Source organism: Nostoc sp. MS1, from assembly GCF_019976755.1.
GTDB lineage: Bacteria > Cyanobacteriota > Cyanobacteriia > Cyanobacteriales > Nostocaceae > Trichormus.
Map to the genome: position 1 here is coordinate 5497613 of NZ_AP023441.1, position 17540 is coordinate 5515152.

At 41.5% G+C, this 17540-nt stretch carries 14 protein-coding genes; 4 read left to right on the top strand and 10 right to left on the bottom strand.

The annotated features are described in order from the left end of the window. Positions 1-8 precede the first annotated feature (8 nt). The 4 genes from NSMS1_RS23735 to NSMS1_RS23750 all read right to left on the bottom strand — a co-directional run bounded on the left by NSMS1_RS23735 (position 9) and on the right by NSMS1_RS23750 (position 4714). Positions 9-605 carry an NTP transferase domain-containing protein gene (locus tag NSMS1_RS23735; protein WP_224087162.1) on the bottom strand — a complete coding sequence of 199 codons (597 nt, stop codon included), beginning with the start codon at positions 603-605 and terminating at the stop codon, positions 9-11. A 292-nt stretch (positions 606-897) separates the two neighbouring features. Further along, a complete protein-coding gene (locus tag NSMS1_RS23740) occupies positions 898-3009 on the bottom strand; it encodes a xanthine dehydrogenase family protein molybdopterin-binding subunit (RefSeq protein ID WP_224087163.1) in 2112 nt (703 codons plus the stop codon). Then, the gene (locus NSMS1_RS23745; protein ID WP_224087164.1) at positions 3006-4001 is read right to left on the bottom strand and encodes an FAD binding domain-containing protein; all 996 of its coding nucleotides are present in this window, start codon (positions 3999-4001) and stop codon (positions 3006-3008) included. The genes NSMS1_RS23740 and NSMS1_RS23745 overlap by 4 nt, the downstream gene beginning before the upstream one ends. Then, positions 3998-4714 carry a 2Fe-2S iron-sulfur cluster-binding protein gene (locus NSMS1_RS23750; protein WP_224087165.1) on the bottom strand — a complete coding sequence of 239 codons (717 nt, stop codon included), beginning with the start codon at positions 4712-4714 and terminating at the stop codon, positions 3998-4000. Before NSMS1_RS23750 ends, NSMS1_RS23745 begins: the two co-directional genes overlap by 4 nt. A 509-nt stretch (positions 4715-5223) precedes the next feature. Here NSMS1_RS23750 and NSMS1_RS23755 point away from each other — a divergent pair. Beyond that, on the top strand, positions 5224-6381 hold the full coding sequence (locus NSMS1_RS23755) for an XdhC family protein (RefSeq protein ID WP_224087166.1): 1158 nt from the start codon (positions 5224-5226) through the stop codon (positions 6379-6381). A 12-nt stretch (positions 6382-6393) separates the two neighbouring features. Here the strand turns inward: NSMS1_RS23755 and NSMS1_RS23760 are convergent, their stop codons facing one another. The 5 genes from NSMS1_RS23760 to NSMS1_RS23780 all read right to left on the bottom strand — a co-directional run bounded on the left by NSMS1_RS23760 (position 6394) and on the right by NSMS1_RS23780 (position 14968). Further along, positions 6394-7287 (bottom strand): phytanoyl-CoA dioxygenase family protein, encoded by an 894-nt coding sequence (locus tag NSMS1_RS23760; RefSeq protein WP_317986528.1) that lies wholly within the window; start codon positions 7285-7287, stop codon positions 6394-6396. 911 nt (positions 7288-8198) lie between these two features. Then, entirely contained in the window at positions 8199-10409 is a 2211-nt protein-coding gene (locus tag NSMS1_RS23765; RefSeq protein ID WP_224095331.1) for a cation:proton antiporter, read from the bottom strand. 390 nt (positions 10410-10799) lie between these two features. Continuing rightward, entirely contained in the window at positions 10800-13523 is a 2724-nt protein-coding gene (locus NSMS1_RS23770) for a non-ribosomal peptide synthetase (protein WP_317986529.1), read from the bottom strand. A gap of 114 nt (positions 13524-13637) precedes the next feature. Next, entirely contained in the window at positions 13638-14360 is a 723-nt protein-coding gene (locus NSMS1_RS23775; RefSeq protein WP_224087167.1) for a DUF6875 domain-containing protein, read from the bottom strand. A gap of 149 nt (positions 14361-14509) precedes the next feature. Next, the gene (locus NSMS1_RS23780) at positions 14510-14968 is read right to left on the bottom strand and encodes a DUF1772 domain-containing protein (RefSeq protein ID WP_224087168.1); all 459 of its coding nucleotides are present in this window, start codon (positions 14966-14968) and stop codon (positions 14510-14512) included. 517 nt (positions 14969-15485) lie between these two features. Between NSMS1_RS23780 and NSMS1_RS23785 the strand changes: the two genes are divergently transcribed. The 3 genes from NSMS1_RS23785 (at position 15486) to NSMS1_RS23795 (ending at position 16932) form a co-directional block, all read left to right on the top strand. Then, positions 15486-15947: a MarR family winged helix-turn-helix transcriptional regulator gene (locus NSMS1_RS23785; RefSeq protein WP_224087169.1), complete on the top strand. Its 462-nt coding sequence runs from the start codon at positions 15486-15488 to the stop codon at positions 15945-15947. A gap of 80 nt (positions 15948-16027) precedes the next feature. Further along, positions 16028-16171 carry a hypothetical protein gene (locus tag NSMS1_RS23790; RefSeq protein ID WP_224087170.1) on the top strand — a complete coding sequence of 48 codons (144 nt, stop codon included), beginning with the start codon at positions 16028-16030 and terminating at the stop codon, positions 16169-16171. After that, positions 16171-16932, top strand: a complete 762-nt coding sequence (locus tag NSMS1_RS23795; RefSeq protein ID WP_224087171.1) for a class I SAM-dependent DNA methyltransferase — start codon at positions 16171-16173, stop codon at positions 16930-16932. Before NSMS1_RS23790 ends, NSMS1_RS23795 begins: the two co-directional genes overlap by 1 nt. A 40-nt stretch (positions 16933-16972) precedes the next feature. Here NSMS1_RS23795 and NSMS1_RS23800 read toward each other — a convergent pair whose 3' ends face one another. Then, entirely contained in the window at positions 16973-17485 is a 513-nt protein-coding gene (locus tag NSMS1_RS23800) for a hypothetical protein (protein ID WP_224087172.1), read from the bottom strand. Positions 17486-17540 lie beyond the last annotated feature (55 nt).

Sequence of the window (17540 nt, forward strand, 5' to 3'; positions counted from 1 at the left end):
ACTATTAATTACGAATTATTCAGCAAAAGCTTTTCATAATCCTCCAGGGTATCTATATCAATAACTCCCTCAGAAAAAGGAATGCTTAAACAACTAGCTTCATGCTGACGAATGATTTTTCTTGCACCCATGTCACCCTGAAGTAGAGCTAGTTCTGAAAATAAAGTTTTGTGGAATAAGGCAGGAACACCAAGAATACCACTGTATTCTGAGGCAACTATGGGGCAGTTTGTAGTTTGATACGCTGCAATCAGTTGATTAATTAAGGTGAGTGAGACAAAGGGTTGATCTGATAGCATGAGTACAAGTGCTTCAATATCAGGTGCGATCGCCTCAATAGCATTTAATCCACAGCCAATGGAACTAGCCATACCGCTTGACCATTGTTGGTTGTCAACGATGTGAATATCTAAATTGAGCAGATAAGGCTCAATTTTTTCGGCGTAAGCACCTAACACTACAACAATTGGCCGACACTGGGAATTAATCGCCACCTCTGTAATGTATTGAATCAGTGGTTTACCTTGGTAAGTTAAAAGTTGTTTGGGTTGACCAAGGCGTTTAGAAGCGCCTGCTGCTAAGATGATGATGCCAATTTTAGTCATTATTGCAGCAAAATCCAAAATTAACAAAAGAAAAAAGGGTGCAGATGAGAAAATATGTTTTTGTCTCCCTGCTCCCGCTTTTTCTGTATCTGGCAAATTGATGAGCGAAGATACCCGTTCATTTAGATGAGATAACCAAAGTTATACCAATTTGAAAAATGATTGCGACAAATGGATTACTGAAAAGTTCACTAATGAAGCATTTCAAAATCCAAAATCCGTCTTGAAAAGTTTCTTACGGCGGGAAACCCGCCTACAGAACTTTCCGCAAAATCTAAAATCCAAAATGGTATTAGAGCAACTTGTCAGGGGTAATAGGTAAATCACGGATGCGTTTACCTGTAGCATGATAAACTGCGTTAGCGATCGCAGCTGAAACTCCTGTAATCCCAATTTCACCTACACCACGCGCCCCGCCTGGGTTGAATTTGGTATCGGGTTCGCCTACGAATGCTACTTGAATCCTGGGGATATCTGCATGGGCTGGATAGTGATAGGTAGCTAAGTCGTAAACCACAGGATAACCAATATTAGGATCAAAGTGGCATTCTTCCATCAGGGCTTGACCGATACCCATAATCACGCCACCGCGTACTTGAGAGGCTGCTGTTTTAGCGTTGATGACTTTGCCAATGTCCATCACTGATACCCAGCGTGTTACCTGTAATCGTCCAATTTCTTCATCAATACTGACTTCACAAAAATGTGCGCCCCAAGATTGAAACGCCCACTTCTTAGTTTCATCACCAGGTGCAGAGGAGGCTGTGGCTTCAAATGCTGCCCTGCCAGACTGACGCAGATTAGCTAACGCTTCTTGTGCAGTTTTAGCCTTAGCTGTTTTGAGGACTTCCTTGCAGGCTGACATCACGGCTGGGACTAGCGATGCTGTCATCTGGGAACCACCAGCCAAGCCACCATCAGGTAATAGGGAGTCACCCATTTCGACTTTTACCTGCTCAACGGGTAAACCAAGCACCTCAGCAGCCGTCGCCGCCACAACAGTATAAGCACCAGTACCCATATCATTACCGGCTGTGAGGATGTGGGCAGTACCATTTGGTAATAAGCGGGCTTTGACTGTGGCTTTACCTCTCATTCCAGGGAAAGTGGCAGCAGCCATGCCCCAACCAATCAGTTTACCGTCACGGGTGAGCGATCGCACTTGCTTTGGTCTATCTTTCCAACCAAATTGTTCAGCACCTACTTGCAAACAGTCTGCAAAATGCTTGGCTGAAAATGGTAAACCTTTGCGCTGATGTTCCTTAGCTTCATTCTTGAGCCGCAATTCCACAGGATCGAGCTTCAGTTGCCAAGCTAATTCATCCATTGCTGACTCTAACGCCCACATACCTGGGTTTTCTCCAGGAGCGCGCATAAATGTGGGTGTGCCGACATTCATTACTGCCAGTTCTTGCTTGAGCCGCAGATTTGGTGCTGCATACATGGCTGGCGTAACACTAGTACAAGGTTCAGTAAAGACATCTACCGGAGAAGTAGAGGATTTTACTTCATGGTCAATTACAGTCAGTTTGCCATCTGTTGTTGCACCTAAACGGATAATTTGCTCAGTTTCGGAGCGATGTCCGGCGTTGGCTGTCATTTGTCGCCGACTGAGAACAACTCTTAGTGGACGTTTGATTTGCCGCGCGGTTGCTGCTGCTAAAACACCGTGTGGCCAGGGGAAAGCTTTGGAACCAAAGGCTCCACCGAGGAAAGGTGTAACAATCCGCACTCGCTCTGAGGGTAGACCAAACAGTTCTGCATAGGTGCGCTGAGTACCCATTACCCATTGGCTAGGCTCATAAATTGTCAGCGAGTTGCTATCTTGCCAATGGGCAATAATAGCGTGGGGTTCCATCGGCGCGTGCAGTTCTGTAGAAGTCTTGTAGGTAGCTTCGATTTTGGCTGTGGCACTAGCCAAGCTTGCGGTATTCCCTTTCTCAAACTTTAGCTCTTCGCCAAATGCCGGGGGCGCATCTTTATAGTTGGCTTTTTGGGCTTCTACCAATGGCTTTTGGGTGGTGTATTCCACCTTTACCAAATGGGCTGCATCACGCGCCTGCTCAAAAGTATCCGCTACTACTAAGCCAATAATTTGGCCGCCATAGTGAACTTTGTTATCTGACAACGGCAACCGCGCCTCGTAGATTTTCGAGGTCATAAAGTCGTTGCTTGGCTTAAATATTTTGGGCGGGTTTTTGTGAGTAAAAACACCAATTACTCCTGGTGTTTTTTCTGCCACACTGGTATCTATACTTTTAATTTCGCCATTGGCAATAGTGGCGGTAATGAGATAACCATGAACTAAACCGGGAATTTGATGTTCTGCGGCGTAGGTGGCTGTGCCTGTCACCTTGGCTAGACCATCTTTGCGATTAACACCCGTTCCAATGACTTTATTCATACTACCCCGCCTCCTTTGCTAGAAACCGTAAGTGCGCGACGAATTGCCCGCTTTGCTAATTCCACTTTGTAAGCGTTATGGCTCAGAGGTTTAGCTTGCTGTAAAGCAATTTCTGCTGCCTGTTGAAAAGTGCTAGAGTCTGCTGGCTTACCAATCAAAAATTTTTCTGCTTCTGTTGGTCGCCAAGGCTTGTGAGCCAAGCCACCCATTGCTAAACGCACATTTTTAATGCGATCGCCTGCCAACTCAACAGCCGCCGCAACAGAAACTAAGGCAAAAGCGTAGGAAGTGCGATCGCGTAACTTCAAATACACTCCCGATTTGGCAAAGGATACTGGCGGTAAAATCACAGAGGTAATTAATTCCCCTGGTTCTAGATTGGTATCTCGTTGGGGTGTGTTTCCTGGTAGCCGATGAAACTCAATGAAGGGAATTTGTCTCTGCCCTTTGGGGCCTGCTACTTCCACCACCGCATCTAAGGCAGCAAGGGCAACATTCATATCAGAAGGGTTAACTGCTACACACTGGTCGCTAGCTCCCAAGATAGCGTGCATCCGATTGATGCCAGTGGCGGCTGGACAACCTTGCCCTGGTTGTCGTTTGTTACAAGGAAAAGCTGTGTCGTAGTAGTAGGGGCAACGGGTACGTTGTAATAAGTTACCGCCGACAGTGGCAACGTTACGAATTTGTTGTGATGCACCAGAAAGAATGGCACGAACTAAGATTGGGTAATCTCGGCGCACATCGGCATTATCTGCAACTGCCGTATTACTAACTAAAGCTCCTATACGTAAACCTCCATTAGACAGCCGCTCAATGCGCTTCATTTCCAGGCGGGAAATATCAATCAGTTGCGATGGCTCATCTAAAAAAACCTTCAGGCGATCAATTAGATTTGTACCACCCGCGATAAATATTGCCTGGTTATCTGCTGTAGCTTTCTGCACTGCTTCTTTGACAGAGGTAGCGCGGGTGTAGGTAAAGTTTTTCATGTCAATGTCTCCTCTGGTTCACTCAGCATCAAATCAGCAAGCGGGGAAGGTGCTTTTTGTCCTGCGGCCTGCTGCACGGCAGCAACAATACCGTTGTATGCACTGCATCGGCAAAGATTCCCACTCAGCCGTTCTTTGATTTCCGCTTCTGAAAGTTCAGCCAGTTGTGGCGGACGAGTTAAATCTGGGGTGACAACGCTGGCGCAGCCGCGTTTAATTTCATCAAGTAAGGCAACTGAGGCGCAAATTTGTCCTGGTGTACAATAACCGCACTGAAAACCATCGTTTTCGATAAAAGCCGTCTGTAATGGATGCAGAGTATCACCCTTTGCTAACCCTTCAATGGTGACAATTTCTTTGTCTTCCTGCATCACAGCCAAAGCTAGGCAAGAATAAACACGCTCACCATCAACCAAGACAGTACAAGCACCACACTGCCCATGATCGCAGCCTTTTTTGCTTCCCACTAGCCCCAGGCGATCGCGCAACGCATCTAGAAGGGTCACACGCGGTTCAATTGTCAGGCTTTGCTGTTTACCATTGACATTTAATGTAACTTTCATATTGCCTTCGGCAGTTTCAAGGTTATCTTTTGCATTGCTGCTCTGATTGAGTAATGACGGAGCTGCTATGGCTGTCCCTGCTACAGTTAATGCTTGTCCTAAAAACCCACGTCTGGATGTTTTTCCCCTACCTTTTTTACCATGTTCCATCTTTTATACCTCTGGAGTCATAAGGATTTCACCGTAGAAATGCAAAGATAGGAATTATCTTTTTGATTATCAACTTGCTCACTTTATTAGTTAACCAGGAAAGTCCTAGTTTTCACTAACAATATAATTTTTGCTTTTGGGTAGTATTAAAAACTTAACGTATTTGAGTCTTTTTTATCTCGTTGTTCAGCTTACAAAATAAATTTTAACTAAACTTATTTTCTTTACTGATAAAAATTTAATCTTTTAATTTTGGTACTCACATAAAAATTTTAGATAAATATTTTTACTTACTCCTGATGCAGCTTGTTATTTTCTTACTAATGTGCTTATCATAATCTTTAGCTTTGAGGGCTTATATTGATTATCAACAAATAAAATAAGCATTGTTTTAGCTTGAAAAAATACTTTTAATTGAAACTTTAATTAGAAACACAAAGCCTAGTTAAAAGCTCCTGAATTTAGAAATCTTTCTATTACTTATTTCTATAAGTGACTAATCAAATATTATGAATGAGTTACAACATATCCTACAAGCATTTGCACATAGTCAAAAGTCTGGGCAGCGAACTGTTTTAGCAACTGTAGTCCAAACAAGTGGCTCAGTTTACCGCCGACCAGGGGCGCGGATGCTACTACTAGAAGATGGACAGATGATTAGTGCCATTAGCGGCGGCTGTTTGGAAGGCGATGTGTTTGAACGGGCGCAATCACTCATGTTTTATGGTGGTGAGCCGATGGTAGTCAGATATGATACAACATCGGGTGAAGATATTGTATTTGGCTTTGGTTTGGGTTGTAACGGTGTTGTGGATGTTCTGATTGAATCGCTGGATGGTGAAGTTGCTGCCAGTCAGATGTCCTTTATTCAGGATTGTTTACAGTCTGGGCAAGTAGGGGCGATCGCAACTGTCTTTCAAGTAGAGGGAGTCTCAGATATTACCGTTGGTTCTCGATTGATGTTGAAAGCGGATGGCACGGTAATTAATAGTATTAGCAACGCCGTCATTGCTCAAAAGATAGAAAAAAATACTTGTGATGTACTAGAAGCAAAACAAACTTGTGTACAATCATATACCTTAACTCCAGGACGAGTTGATGTATTGATTGAGGTAATTCACCCCTTAGTTCCACTGCTTGTATTTGGCTCTGGGTATGATGCAATTCCTGTGGTGCAGTTGGCAAAAAATCTAGGTTGGCAAGTTACAGTCATTGATGATCGACCAGGATATCTCAGGAGCGATCGCTTTCCCCAAGCTGACCAAATTCTCTGGTGTGAAGCCGATCATCTCGACTCATACAAATATTTGCTCACACCGCAAACTGTAGCAGTTGTCATGACACACCGCTATCTAAGCGATTTAGCATTTCTTAAAACCCTAATTACTTCACCAGTGCGTTATTTGGGGGTGTTAGGACCAAAACGCCGGATGCAGCAAATGTGGGATGATTTAGCCAAGGAAAATATCTTAGTTACAGATGCACAAAAACAACGCATTTATAACCCTGTAGGACTAGATATTGCAGCCGAAACACCCGAAGAAATTGCCCTATCCATCGTCGCAGAAATTCAAGCTGTGATTGGTGGAAGGAGGGGTGGTTTTTTGCGCGATCGCCCAGGCTCAATCCATTCTCTCTTGCAGGAACCATGTCTAACATTGGCATGATCACTGGTAATGTTAAGCCTCACCCATGACAAGCCCTTCGATTGTATGCGCTTGTACAATAGGTTCTAGCTCATCGACGATTCGGCAAGTCAAATGCTTTCGGTGTTGTGCAGGAATAGTCTCGTAATAAGCACGAGTAAATTGGAGGTCGTGTCGCTCCCAGTTTTTAGCATCAGGAGCATCTACGCCGAGTACCAACACTGGGCGGGATTTTTGCGATTGGTTGGCAGTCCCGCGATGAATTGTCAATGCTGACCGGACAGATATATCTCCACGCTTGGGCATTTTTCTCACGGCGCGTTGTTGGTATCGGTCGTAGAGAGATTTAGGCGGGAACATCTCATGTGTAAATCCAATGGGTCGATCCCACTGAGTACCAAGTGCTATCTCGAAAGGCCCCATGTCTTCTTCAACGTCCACAGTGGTCAAGTTGAAGGCGAGCGAGTTGAGTCTGCGTCCTTTCAGGGTGGCTTCAGGTGTAGAAAAGTCACGATGCCAAGGCTGATTCATAGAGCCAGCGAGAGGAACATCGAACCCAATCTCCACGATTTTATAGTCCTCTCCCAAAATCGCTTTTGATACTGCCACAACCCAAGGATGCGTCACAAGGTCGAGAAATCCCCTGATTCTCTCTGGGTGAATCTCTACATAGTATCGATTAGGCCCTCGCCCTACCGCTCCACCGGGGCGTGCAAGCGCTTCTGAGAAAAGAACCTCAATATCCTCACCCAGTTGATCTGCCCATGTTGGTGCGAACGCGCTTTTCAACCCAATAATACCATCGCCGTAAAGTCCGCCCATGATGGAGGCAGTATCGTACTGCTCGTCAAGTGCATCTGAGGGTATATCTTCTGTTTTCTGGGCTTGGACTATGTTCATGTAAACTTCATGTGCAAGGGTATTCATCCCCAGCTCCTTATTAGGACTATGTTAAAAAAGGTTGTAATAGGGGTTAACGTGAGGAAGTAGCAGAACTATATCTCTATCATCTTGCCGACAATGACCCCAAGAACTAATAATAATTTGGGGTATAAGACGTGCAATTAGGCTATAAAATTGCAAATAAAAGCTTTCATACGCGAAAATCCAGAATATGCTCCAGTTTTTAATCTGAGAAATTGTAAATAAAGTTAATAAATACTACTGTTGTGCTTGCCCTGGTAAGTCAAAATAAATGGCGATCGCCCCAGTAATATCATGAAACCAAATATCATTATCAAAAATGGGGATAAAGCCTAAAGTGGACTGGGGTAAGAGGAAAAAAGCCTTATAAAGACAGTTGTTTATTTTTGCTACAGTTTCATATCAATTCTCTATGAAATTGGCATAAATACATGATGTAGAGACGTTGCATATAACGTCTCTACGGTGCAGAATAAATTACATCTATGGCTACATCAAGAAAGGGTGTCAACCTTTTTTCGTGCTATTTTCAACCAGCCGAACTCACGTTACTTAGGGCATTCTGGTAAATTTCTTTCAGCGTAATTACAATCAAAATAAACTAGAGCTTCCCTACTAGAGTCAAAGCTTATGCTTGTAGTATAAGAATCACTGTCTGAAATAGCTTGACGTAACCAAATTTTCAAATAGTAACTCTGGTTATCATCACTAGACCATAATTCATAACGATAATCACCTCCTACCCCCTGGCTTGTTGGGTAGTCGGCTAATGTTATACTATTCTCAAAAATGTTTGTCACCGATGAATTGGTATAGGGGCGCAAGACCTTGCACCCCTAATATTTATTGAGTGAAATTAAATAACTGATGCGTAAGCCAAATCCAGTTCTTTATATTTTCTTTGCCAATTTAATCTAAAGGTTTTGAACACCTAATACCCCTGTACCTTTTCTTGTTTCCCTGTATCCTTGTTTAGACATAACTGGAAATGATTGAGGTTCACCTAGCAAGACAATGGAACATTTTAAATTTTTCATAACTTGCGTTGTCACCTCACTGACAGCTAACCCACCACTGGTACGATAGCGAACAAAACGTAACATAACTAAGTCAAAGTTACGGCTTTGCTCAATAATCACTTTGGCAATATCATCTCCAACAATAGTTTCAACAGTTGTATTTGCCTGTAACTGACCTTGAGCAACAATATTAGATAACTCAGATGTGAATGAATTAACTTGTTGCGCAGGTGTGTAACGATTGCAAACATGTAGAAGAACGACTTCAGCCTGATTAGCATTAGCTAAAATCTGAGCAAAACGTATAGTTCCAATAGTTAAGCGCGTTAAACTATCAACAGGTACGAGGATACGTTTAATTTGTGAAGGGCTATTTAGTAAATTAGCAACTGCCACTGGACAGTGAGCAGACCAAAAAACACTATCAATCAAACTACCAAATAAACGGGCGCGAAATCCAGTATTACGCCCCCAACCCATCACTATTAAATTAGCATTTTGTTCTCGACTGGTGCGAGTAATTCCTAAAGCTATGTTGTCATCAATACGAATAACTGGAGAAACCTCTACAGCAAATTCTCGGCTAATTTCTAAAGCCATGCTTAATCTCTGTTGACTTTGCTCAATAGATGAAATTAATTGTGGATCATCCATATGAATGTGAGCTTTAGTAATAGCTAAAGGCATAATTCGCCCAGATTCATGACTAGTTAGCATAGCTGCCATTTCTATCAAGTAGCGTTGCGTCTGTGGGTTGTAAATGGGAACAACTACAGTAAATGACTTGGATGAGCTTTCCCCTTCTTTTGGTATTGATAAACTTTCCAGTAAATTTTCAGCATCGTTTGGTTCTCTTGTGGAGGAAGTTGGCTCACCATAAGATTGCCACCACAGTGCCAAACTATCTGTTTCCCAGTTCTTAGCCGGAAGTGGTTGTAAAGCGCTAGCAACCCTAGCTGTAATTACTGGGCCTAAAGTAGCAGTAACCAACATGAGAACGATCACACTGTTGAGAACATTCTCATTGATGAGGCGCTGTCCAGCCGGGTTGAGTGCTTCATAGGCCACCAGCGTCGCCGCCAATGTAGCCGCCACTTGGGGTAGAGATAATGACCACATGGTCAACATCTGAGGCAAATTGTAACGGTACAATACTTTAGCTAAGAATGCGGCGATAAGTTTACTGCCAATCAATGCTACGACAATTGCCGCAGTCAACCCAATTGAACTGAGGGTTTTTAGGAAAGCTGGGATATTAATTAATAATCCCATGTCTACAAAGAAACAAGGGATAAATAAAACGCTACCAACAAACTCAACTTTTTCTTTAACAGGGCTATTTCCTAACACCCCATTAACTGCTAAACCTGCAAGAAATGCACCAACAATTTTTTCAACGCCAATAACTTGTGCGCCGACAGAAGCTAAAAATAGCGCCAATAAGACAAATAAGAATTGATTACCTTCTTCATCTCCAGTGCGGCGAAAAAATTCTTTCCCGGCTTTATTAAAACCAAATAAGATGACAACAGAGTAAATTGCTAAACCAGCTAATAAACTGATTAATTTGAAAACTGTAAAATCGCCTGCATGAATACCAACACAGATAGCCAAAACTAACAAAGCACCAGTGTCAGTGAAAATGGTTGCACCGATAGTAACAGTGACAGCCTCATCAGCCACAACTCCTAAACGGCTAACAATTGGATAAGCTAAGAGAGTATGAGAAGCCAGCAAAGACCCAATCAAAAAAGAAGCATTCCAACTGAAGTTAAATAAACGTCCTACAACGATGCCAGCAATTAAAGGTACTAAAAATGTCAGAGTACCAAAGCCAATCGAGCGATTTTTAGTTTGTCGAAACTGATCTATATCAATTTCCAATCCGGCGACAAACATTAGATATACTTTACCAATATCGGAAAGCAGTTTAATTGTTTCAGAATCAGAATTTAAAAGCTTGAATCCATTTTGCCCAAATATCACACCCGCTACTAACAAACCTACCAATCCTGGTAGTTTTAATCGCTCGAATAACGGCGGGACAATAAAGATAATCGCTAGTAGAATTGTAAATGAAATAATAGGTTCTGTTAGCAAGTCAATATCCCTGTAAACTAAAATTATGTGTTCTTAATAAAATCAATTTATATAGTATGATAAATAATATTTAATCTAACTTTGAGCTTCAGCAACATCTTTAATTCCTAATACCTACGATTTTCTCATTTAACTTCAGCACAATAATAAGACATAAAAAGGTAAAATGTATTTATGTCTTTAGGTAGGATTTTCTGTAGAGAGAAATCTAAATATTAGGCTTTAGGTAGAAGAGATTTTGTTTATATTTTGATAAAAAAAATAATATATTGACAAAATGCTAAAATGGTGAACTAAAAAATAAAAATAGCCGACAAACGGTAAGTCGGCAGAAATAATACAAGATAAGGTTGTCAAAATTTAGTTCGTAATTGGGAAAAGTAACTTAATAGCTAATTACTGCTTAATATTCGTTCTTTTCAAACAATCCCTCAATTTCTCGCCCAGAAACTTAACGTTGGCTCTAAGTATATTATTGTGGTTGCCGGGAATATCGTGAACTTCAACTTCTGCTAGTCCTTGCCAACCTAATTTGCGATCGCCTGCCAGCCACAAAGGCTGCTCACTACTCCGAAACAGGGTGATTTTACCTGAATATACCTGTGGGCAGTAGTTTTTAACAGCTTGTCTTTGAGTTGCAAACAAACTCATCTCCATAGGGCTGAGGTTGTATTGCACAGATACATCCTTAGCATTATTTATACCTGAATCTTTCTGAATCTTGAGGATAAATTTCTGGATTTCTATAAGTAAATACTCCAATTTCTGCTGTAATTTAAGTCCTAAAAAGTTCCGCCAGTGACGAGAAATCCATTGAGGCAACGACTCATGGAAATAAGCTGAACTATAAGTATCAAACAACCCTAACAGCTCCACCTTTTCTCCTTGGTCTATCAGTTGTTGCGCCATCTCAAAAGCAATGACACCACCAGCAGAATAACCTGCTAGTAAGTAAGGCCCCTGTGGTTGGATAGTACGAATTTCTCTAACATAGTCAGATGCCATATCCTCAATTTTGGTATGGAAAGGTTTTTTCCCATCCAATCCGTGTGGTTGCAGGGCATAAACTGGTTGGTCGGCATCCAAATAACTCACTAAGTTATGGAAGGCGATAACATTACCATCCGCAGCGTGTATGCAGAATAGCGGTGGTTTCTTACCATTGGGTTGAATGGAAATAAGCGGTTCCCACAGTGTAGGCGATTCTTCCTGCTGGAGAATCTTGGCTATTTGTTCCACTGTTGGGGCTTGCAAGAAAGTTGATAGGGGAAGGCTTTTACCAAATCTCTGCTCTAGTAGTGATAGTAAGCGCAAAGCAACGAGGGAATGTCCACCTAAATCAAAGAAATTGTCTTTAACACCAATGAAATTAATACCTAAAGCCTCTTGCCAAATCTGTGTTAACTTGAGTTCTACCTCGTTTGTTGGTGCGATAAAGTCTATTGCTAGTTCGGGGCGATTTTGTTCTGGTGCGGGTAAAGCACGGCGATCAACTTTACCGTTAGCTGTTAGAGGTAGAGATTCCAGCATGACAAAAGCTGACGGTATCATATAATCTGCCAATCTCTGCTTAAGAAAGCCTCGGAGTTCGGTAGTTGTGAGCGTTTGTCCTGCTTTTGGAACTATATAGGCGACTAACCGCTTATTATCTAGCTTATCTTCATGGGCTATAACTATGGTTGTCTGCACACCTGGGTGTAGCAATAGCTTCGCCTCGATTTCTTCTAACTCAATGCGGAAGCCACGAATCTTCACTTGCTGATCAAGGCGGCCGAGGAACTCAATGTTACCATCGCTCAAGTAACGGGCTAAATCTCCAGTTTTATAAAGGCGTTCTGAGGAATTAAAAGGGTGAGGAATGAACTTCTGTGCTGTTAATTCGGGACGATTGAGATAACCTCGTGCCAAACCAATACCACCAATGTGTAATTCTCCAGGTTCACCCACAGGTACAGGTTGTAAATCAGAGTCTAGGATATAAATTTCCGCATTAGCAATGGGGCGACCAATGGGAGCGGTGACATAATTTGTCTGGCGCTGGCACGTCCAAAAGGTGGCATCAATAGAGGCTTCTGTGGGGCCATAGCAATTATGCAGAACATTATCTAAGTTCAGACGAGCAAAAAAGCGATCTATGAGTTCGACTGTTAAAGCTTCACCACCACAGGTAATATGCTTGAGGCCTTGGCAGTTCTCAATCCCTTTCTCCTCCAGCAAAACACGCAGCATAGAAGGAACCATTGCCAAAACAGTAATTTGCTGTTCAATAATTGTCTTCACAAGATAGGCGCTGTCTTGATGTCCACCTGAACGGGGCAATATTAACTGTGCGCCGAAGCATAACGGCCAAAATATCTGCCAGACAGAGGGGTCAAAGCTAAAAGATATAGTTTGCAGGACTTTATCTGTATCAGTTAAACCAAAAGTTGTTTGCCGCCAGTGTAGTTGATTGCAAATACCACAATGGGGAATCATCACACCCTTTGGCTGTCCTGTAGAGCCAGAAGTGTAAATGACGTAGATCAGATTCTCTGGTGTTGTCCAATTTACAGGATTCTCCTGGCTATTGTGAGCGATTACTTCCCACTCTGAGTCCACACAAACTACCTGCGTTTCATGAGTTGGTAGTTTACCCAGCAGTTTTTCCTGGGTGAGCATAACTGGTGTTTTTGTATCCTCTAAAATGAAGGCTAACCGTTCTGGAGGATAAGCCGGATCTAAAGGTACATAAGCGCCACCAGCTTTGAGAACTCCTAGTATTGCTACTATCATCTCTAAGGAACGATTCATGTAAATACCAACCAATATCTCAGACCCAACTCCCAATGTACGCAAGTGGTGTGCTAGCTGGTTTGCTTTTTGATTTAACTGTTGGTAAGTTAGTTCACTAGGTTTGTGGGGAACGGCGATGTGCGTAGCACGTTCTGTAAATTCGTTCTCGTCTAGATATACCACTGCAACTGCACCAGGAGATTTTTCTACCTGTGCCTCAAACATTTGATGAACACATAATTGAGTGTTATTAGTTTGCTGTAAAAGTAGTGTATGTTTAATAACATTGTTAGCGCTATCTACATTATTTTTGGACTGAGAGTATGATTGCTTGGTGTTAATTTGCATCTGTATAAAATAAAAGAATTACTGTTTGTTGGAATTGGGTATTTAAAATTAAAAATTAATACTGTGTATATTTAAAAATTACTAGTATCTATAACTAAAAGTCAGAGATTAGCCTTAGTGTAGAAAGGGGCATGATAGATTTCTCTTAGAAAGTCTTTCATAGTCTAAATCTATACAACTTTCTTTTGTTATTTTCTCTCTAGCTAAAACCAACTCTTGATAAGCAGTTTTTAATCTTGTTTCATCTTTCGCTTCTTGCTGAAAATGCTGTAAATAAGCTTCTAGATATTGAATACGTAAATGTAGATTGTCTGTATTCAGAAGAAAAGGTAGATCAGCTTCAACCATGAAACGTATAGCTAACAGGGGAATAGGGCTACGTAGAGGATAGAAATTTGGATTATGCAGTCCCCTAGTTGCTGTACGTTTGTGAAATTCTCCAATCATTAAACCTTTTTCCACAAAAAAGGGTTTGAGTTTTTGTTGAATATCATCAATGAGAGTGGCAGCATCATCCATATCAATATCAGGAAAGATGAGTAAAAAAGCTTTATTGATACAGGCTTTTTTATCGCGTGTTTCTATGTCTAGAAAGATATCTCTATGTTTGAATACAATATCCTCTACTTGTTTAGGTGCTAAATTTTTCACACGAATTACCGCCATATGAATGCTATCTGACTTGACTGAGTAAGGGATAAAAGGGCATACAGAGCCACTTCTGCCTAAATCAGCATGAGGTTTTGCCAAAAAATTCTTTACCCATTCCATCACTTCAACTAGATAAAGAATGTCTTGCTGAATCCGCTCAATCTCAAACAATGTATAAAGCTGCATACTATTGTTGTAAAATGTATGTCTAAATTCATATGAGACATTTTTACTAAAGAATTTGTAATCATCCGGAATTACTTGAAATAAAATACTCAGCAGTTAACTATTTTTTGGCGATCGCGTCATTAAATCCTAAACATTCCCAGTCATCCTCAAGAGCGAATTGCCAAAGTGAGTGATGCTGATGCTGTAAGTGCTGCTGCTGCTCGAATATGGTTCCAGAAAGTCCAATTATTTAGGTAGGTAGTCCATAACTGCACCCCATCAGCACTATCTGGTTTAATCAAGGCTAATGCTTCATTAAGTGGAACATTAAAGAAAATTGTTACACTTAATGTACCTATGAGGTAGAGTAAACTACCTGTAATTAAATAGACAGCATTCGTTCGTTGCCACCTCAATAATGAGGAAATTAAAAGGAAAATACAAATTCCACCTGTTCCCAAAAATACCGTCATAAAAAGTGGATTAATCACTGTAATATTAATCGACTGCATAGCCGCTATCCCCTGTGTCGGTTGAAGTCGAGCAAGAGCATTCATGACGAATGCAGAGAATGCGAAGAAAACGCCTGCCATTAGTCCACAACCTAATACTGCAAATAATTTCAAGATGAAAAATGAGTGGTCAAAGATTGCCATAAAACTATCTGTAAACAGCTTTTAAATAGTATTGTCAGCAATACAAAAATATTTATGCAAGAGGTCTATTTTGTAATCTATTTCTTGAGATTGCTCGTTTAAACAATCTCAAGGGTAGTTAAAAATATTACACAATAAAAATCAATAAACCCCATAAAAGAACGGTCATCTAGGTAGTACTTATAACTGAACCCATAGACTTTATCCTGGTAAATGAGCTATTACTAATTTAGCTTTTTTTGATAGATACTAAGCACCTATGCCTAGATCACTGTAAGCTCCAATTTGTCTACTATCTGTAGTAATAATTTGGTAACAGAGGTATAATCCTCAACTAATACTCGTAGAATAAGAGCGATCGCTCCTACCATATTTTCAAATATCGTTAAGTCGGTTTTCGTGCAAGTATAAAAATTTTTATTCGAGAGATGTGAGTAAAAAGCTTTAAGAAAAGCAAATAGTGCAAGATGGGTCGTATCATACGAATATGAGTGTACGTATTGAGCTTCTTCAGAGTTTGTTTGTTTCTGTCTCCAAGCTAACTCGCGCGTTCAAGGTAGCTGGAACGCGGACAAGTCATGCTGATGACTTAACGGGACTGGGTATTTCGGACACCGAGGCCCTAATTTTTATTGGCAGTCAGGAGAATTGCATTAATAGTGATATAGCGACTTATCTTGGCGTAGCTCCAACCACAGCTACTAGTATCATTGATCGATTGGTTCGTAAAGGTCTTGTCGAACGCAAACGTACAGAAGATAATCGTCGAGTCGTTAGGCTTGTCCTGACACCGAACGGAAGTACAATGCGACAGGTCTTTATTGAGAAGCATTTAACAGACTGCCGACGGATGCTAGAGATGCTAACGGATGAAGAACAGCTTGTATTTGTGCAGTTATTTGCAAAGGTTGCTGAGGCTGTCGAGCAGAATCGAGCCTCAGACAGCTAGTACCTAGTGTCTTGACAGATATTACTAATTTCGTATAATACGATTTTAGTAATATTATGTATGCAATAGCACGGGAGGCCATGATGTCCAACATTGGTCTTATCGTTAGCACCTCATCTAGAATTGGTGCAGCGATCGCACAGCGTTTCTTGGCACAAAGCTTTGTTATATGTAGTACATCACAACTACGTATATCATCGCCAAGTAATGAGGGTGGTATTTAATGGAAATCAAGCAACTACAAAGGTACTTCAATAGCGCTTGGCTGAAGTTTAGTTTTGATACATTGTTTCGACTAGCTCGTGATCCTTGGCAGTACGTCAGTGCTTATGAGCAATGGAAGTATGAGCAAGAACTACAACTTCTACCATCCACATCTATTTTTCAAGCACTTGAATTAGGGTGTGCAGAAGGTATATTTACAGTTCAATTAGCTGCGCGTGTACAAAAATTGGTAGCGGCAGACATTTCACCGATTGCATTAATGCGGGCAAATCAGCGATGTGTTTTGCACCAATGTGAAAACGTCAAACTGATTCAGTTTGATATTACTCAGGATGAACTTCCATCGGAACGGTTTGACTTGATCATCTGTAGTGAAATCTTATACTATGTCGGCAATCAAACTATCCTACAAGAAGTTGCACAAAAGCTAGCTCAAGCACTCAAGCCCAACGGCTATCTATTGACTAGCAACGACTATCGAGTCAAAACGTCCCCACACAAAAGCGAAAACTTCAGTAACTCGCGCGTGTTTGGTGCGGAAGCCATCGGTGCAACCTTGTCTCAAACAAAATTACAACTAGTAAAAGTAATACGGACTCCGTTTCATTGCACTCACTTATTTCAGCGTTCTTTATCGAGTAGCGAGTCTGTTGTGTTGCCAGAAATTGTCAGTTTTTCCCAGGCGGAAATTCCACAGCCGCAAAAGGGTTTATTTGACTGGTTTTCGATTGCGGCGATCGCTAATGGGTGGCGAAGATAATCCAAGTTTGATTGTTCGTTTAAATACTTTGTTATGTCTTTTATGGTTTCATCTCCATCCACTGGGCAGCGTAAACCAAATCCCGCATAAAAGCGGTGAGGTCTAGCACAAATGATGCTGCACACAAAAACAGAACGGCACTACAGATTCCCAACACCACCGGACGACGATATGTAAGCATTGCCGCCAGAGCTATTGAGCTAATAACAGCCCAAATTATTGCCAGCATTCGGAAATGTGCAACTGCCGGTTCAGATCCATATCGATAAATCACCGTCTGACGAGCCAAGTCAAGATTGGTCTGTGCTGCTACTAAGTCAGCATTTAACTTTGCAGGAATGCCTACTCGATAACTGTAAGCTGCGGTGATCAGAGCGCCTCCCACAATCGTTAATACTAATGCACCTGCTAACCAGCCATGCCTATTTTTAATCCGCACACGATACCAAACAGACCAAGTGATAAAAGCCGCAACAGCGATAGTGATGATGTAAATGAGTAGATCACGACTCAATTCACTGTAGTAAGTACGAATGAGTAAATCAACATTCATAGGTTTCAATCAGTATTTCTGGAAACAGATTTTGTAGCGATGCGATCGCCATTTA

Coding starts and splice junctions, on each gene's coding strand:
- NSMS1_RS23755 (WP_224087166.1), top strand. CDS start 5,224: ATGAATGAGTTACAACATATCCTACAAGCATTTGCACATAGTCAAAAG.
- NSMS1_RS23745 (WP_224087164.1), bottom strand. CDS start 4,001: ATGAAAAACTTTACCTACACCCGCGCTACCTCTGTCAAAGAAGCAGTG.
- NSMS1_RS23790 (WP_224087170.1), top strand. CDS start 16,028: ATGATGTCCAACATTGGTCTTATCGTTAGCACCTCATCTAGAATTGGT.
- NSMS1_RS23750 (WP_224087165.1), bottom strand. CDS start 4,714: ATGGAACATGGTAAAAAAGGTAGGGGAAAAACATCCAGACGTGGGTTT.
- NSMS1_RS23770 (WP_317986529.1), bottom strand. CDS start 13,523: ATGCAAATTAACACCAAGCAATCATACTCTCAGTCCAAAAATAATGTA.
- NSMS1_RS23800 (WP_224087172.1), bottom strand. CDS start 17,485: ATGAATGTTGATTTACTCATTCGTACTTACTACAGTGAATTGAGTCGT.
- NSMS1_RS23760 (WP_317986528.1), bottom strand. CDS start 7,287: ATGAATACCCTTGCACATGAAGTTTACATGAACATAGTCCAAGCCCAG.
- NSMS1_RS23740 (WP_224087163.1), bottom strand. CDS start 3,009: ATGAATAAAGTCATTGGAACGGGTGTTAATCGCAAAGATGGTCTAGCC.
- NSMS1_RS23775 (WP_224087167.1), bottom strand. CDS start 14,360: ATGCAGCTTTATACATTGTTTGAGATTGAGCGGATTCAGCAAGACATT.
- NSMS1_RS23785 (WP_224087169.1), top strand. CDS start 15,486: ATGAGTGTACGTATTGAGCTTCTTCAGAGTTTGTTTGTTTCTGTCTCC.
- NSMS1_RS23735 (WP_224087162.1), bottom strand. CDS start 605: ATGACTAAAATTGGCATCATCATCTTAGCAGCAGGCGCTTCTAAACGC.
- NSMS1_RS23795 (WP_224087171.1), top strand. CDS start 16,171: ATGGAAATCAAGCAACTACAAAGGTACTTCAATAGCGCTTGGCTGAAG.